This window comes from Gordonia sp. p3-SID1431 (assembly GCF_025143765.1).
Lineage (GTDB): Bacteria > Actinomycetota > Actinomycetes > Mycobacteriales > Mycobacteriaceae > Gordonia > Gordonia hongkongensis.
In genome coordinates this window covers 1-2,333 of record NZ_JAMBDT010000187.1, presented here as the reverse complement: position 1 = coordinate 2,333, position 2,333 = coordinate 1, and the positions used below count along the sequence as shown (strand labels likewise).

The following is a 2,333-nucleotide window of genomic DNA, read 5'->3' as shown; positions in this document are numbered from 1 at the left end:
CTTCTCTGGCATCGTGCTCCTCATTATCGATGCCTCTACGGTTCGGGGGGAACCTCACTCTTCCGTGAGGGTTTGGCGGGTGGGATGAGCGGAACGCTTGATGCCATCGGCTCTCGCGCCAACTCGATATACCCGCCGGGGATGTTCGGTGTTCCGGTGAACCTCGGTTCCTACGGTGGGATGTTCTCGGATCACCTTATGAGTGCGCCTGGCCTCTCCTCGCTTTTTCAGAACGCGCAGAAGCAGATGGTCGACAAATACCCTGACGTGATCGCGCGTGATCAGTCAGCTGAGGTGATGTACAGCGCTCCCGGAGCAGCCGACGTACGGGTCGATCTCCAGTTCGCCGACGACATGGGCGACTTGTGGCGTCGACGGCACGGTCAGCAACCCGAGCCTGTGATGGAGGACGAGTAGGCCAAGTCTCCGAGTCCGACCCACGTCCGAAATGATAAGAACGTCATAACACCTAATCGCAAGGCGCCAGACCTTGGTCAGTCGCCTCTAAGAGCAGAGCCACTCGATGTCGACCACTATGCCCAAACAAACGCCCCCGAAGATTGCTCCCTTCACCCCGGATTTCGTCAAGGGCGTGTGCGACGTGCTTTCGCAGACAGATCATCCGGGACTCACCGGTTCCGAGATCGACTCCTTGCTCCAGATGGTGGGAGTCAGGCAGCGTGAGCCGGGCGGCAACAAGCGCGACAGCCTGTACGTCACTCTCTACAACGTCCAGGTTCGACAGCAAGCCGGCAACGTCATGGGCGGATTCATCGCAAAGGCCATGAATCCTAGCCGGTATGCCGCTCAGCCAGCTCGTTTCGACGAGCTGCGCGACCAGCTCAACCAGTTCCTCGTGTACTACGGCTACGCAGTTAACGAAGCGGGCAAGCTCGCATCCGGAGCGAAGGCATCCAGCATCTCCGAGGGTGCCGCCCTGGCCGGACGACTTCAAACTGAGCTGAGGCGCCGAGGGTGTCACAGCGAGTTATTCCGCTACTGCGACGAGGAACTCATCGGGCGTTCTCTGTTTCATGCAATGTCGGAAGCGTCGAAGAGCATCCCAGCAAGAGTCCGCGGCATCACGGGGTTGGCGGGTGATGGCGCAGCTCTTTACGACGGCGTCCTCGGAACCAATCGCGAGCATCCCGCCTGGTCCATCAACGCCCATGAATCAGACTCCGACATCAGCGAGCACCGCGGCTTTAAAAGCCTGCTCGTTGGGATCCACGGGCACTTCCGAAACCCGCGCGCGCACTCCAGCCGAATCTTCAATGATGAGGTTCTGAACGATTTCTACGACGCGTTCTCGCTCTCCTCCTACGTACATCGTCGGCTCGACTCAATGAGGAGATTGACCGCACCCCACTGAGCCGAAAGCTTGGCTTGCGGCTATCCGCGCCGAGGAACGATTGCTCGGGTCGCTGCTCACGGTCTCAGGTCCGGACCACACCAGAACCAACGGCCCGCTCTAGATCCGCTATGACGAGTCCTCTCATCCGTTTCATCACGACCGGCTTTCTGGGTGCCCACCCCCTCGCTGCGAACGTCACCAATCTGCTCATGCGGCTGCCGACCTCCGGGAGGGCGGCAGATCAGCGCGCCCAGCGAGTGGCGCCGCCAGAATGTCCTATCGCGCCGATATCCTGCCTACGTGCCTCCCCGGTCGCGGGAGGACGTGCTGCGCGATCAAGGGTGAGTGATGATTGACGAATCGGCGGTCGTCGAACAGTTCCTCGAGCTAGCTCGGGGCACGAGCAGCTCGCTGATCAGCTTCCTGCCGGCGTTCGAGGACGCCGTCACAGTTCCGGAAACATCGACTATCGTGCGGACGCACTTTCTCGCACATGATGCCAACGGAGCGCCTGCTGTGGAGCAGCTCGCAGGAGCGATGGCGTCTGCGGCCATGGATTTCTGTATAGCACGTTCGAAGATCGAGCGAGCGTATGCAGAGTACGAGGAGACTCGATCGACCGCGGCCATCGTGAGCTTGAATGAGCTGACGTGTGCGGTCTCAGGAGATGCGTGACGTCGTGTTCTCGGGAGATGCTTACCGGCGGTGGGGCCGGTGGGCGTTGAAGTTGCGAATGGTCTTGGTGGTGGTTCGTGCGTGCAGTGACAGTTCTCTGGCGCCGTCGAGCACTCGTAGGTGGTGATCGTCGACGATGATGGTGACGATGGTGCCGGCGTAGGTCGGACTGACTCGGAGGCGTTGGCCGGCCACCATGATCTGACCGCTCTTGGGAACCCGGCGCTGCACGCTCTGCGGCCCTGACGGTGGCGCAGGCGGCAGCGGGGTGCTGGCTTCCCGAACTCCGGTCAAGCGGCGAATA

Annotated in this window: 4 protein-coding genes; 3 read left to right on the top strand and 1 reads right to left on the bottom strand. The window is 61.0% G+C overall.

Annotation, left to right across the window (positions count from 1 at the left end; all coding sequences use genetic code 11):
- The 3 genes from M4D77_RS23710 to M4D77_RS23700 all read left to right on the top strand — a co-directional run.
- Window positions 1-417: hypothetical protein (locus M4D77_RS23710; RefSeq protein WP_259937718.1), on the top strand; the 417-nt coding region annotated here is incomplete at its 5' end.
- Between the two features lie 118 nt (window positions 418-535).
- Window positions 536-1,372, top strand: a complete 837-nt coding sequence (locus M4D77_RS23705; protein ID WP_010844954.1) for a TIGR02391 family protein — start codon at window positions 536-538, stop codon at window positions 1,370-1,372.
- Between the two features lie 330 nt (window positions 1,373-1,702).
- A complete protein-coding gene (locus M4D77_RS23700; RefSeq protein WP_020173285.1) occupies window positions 1,703-2,029 on the top strand; it encodes a hypothetical protein in 327 nt (108 codons plus the stop codon).
- A gap of 21 nt (window positions 2,030-2,050) precedes the next feature.
- On the opposite strand, the gene M4D77_RS23695 is transcribed toward M4D77_RS23700, so the two are convergent.
- On the bottom strand, window positions 2,051-2,333 hold a 283-nt coding region (locus M4D77_RS23695; protein WP_396266620.1), incomplete at its 5' end, for a Mu transposase domain-containing protein.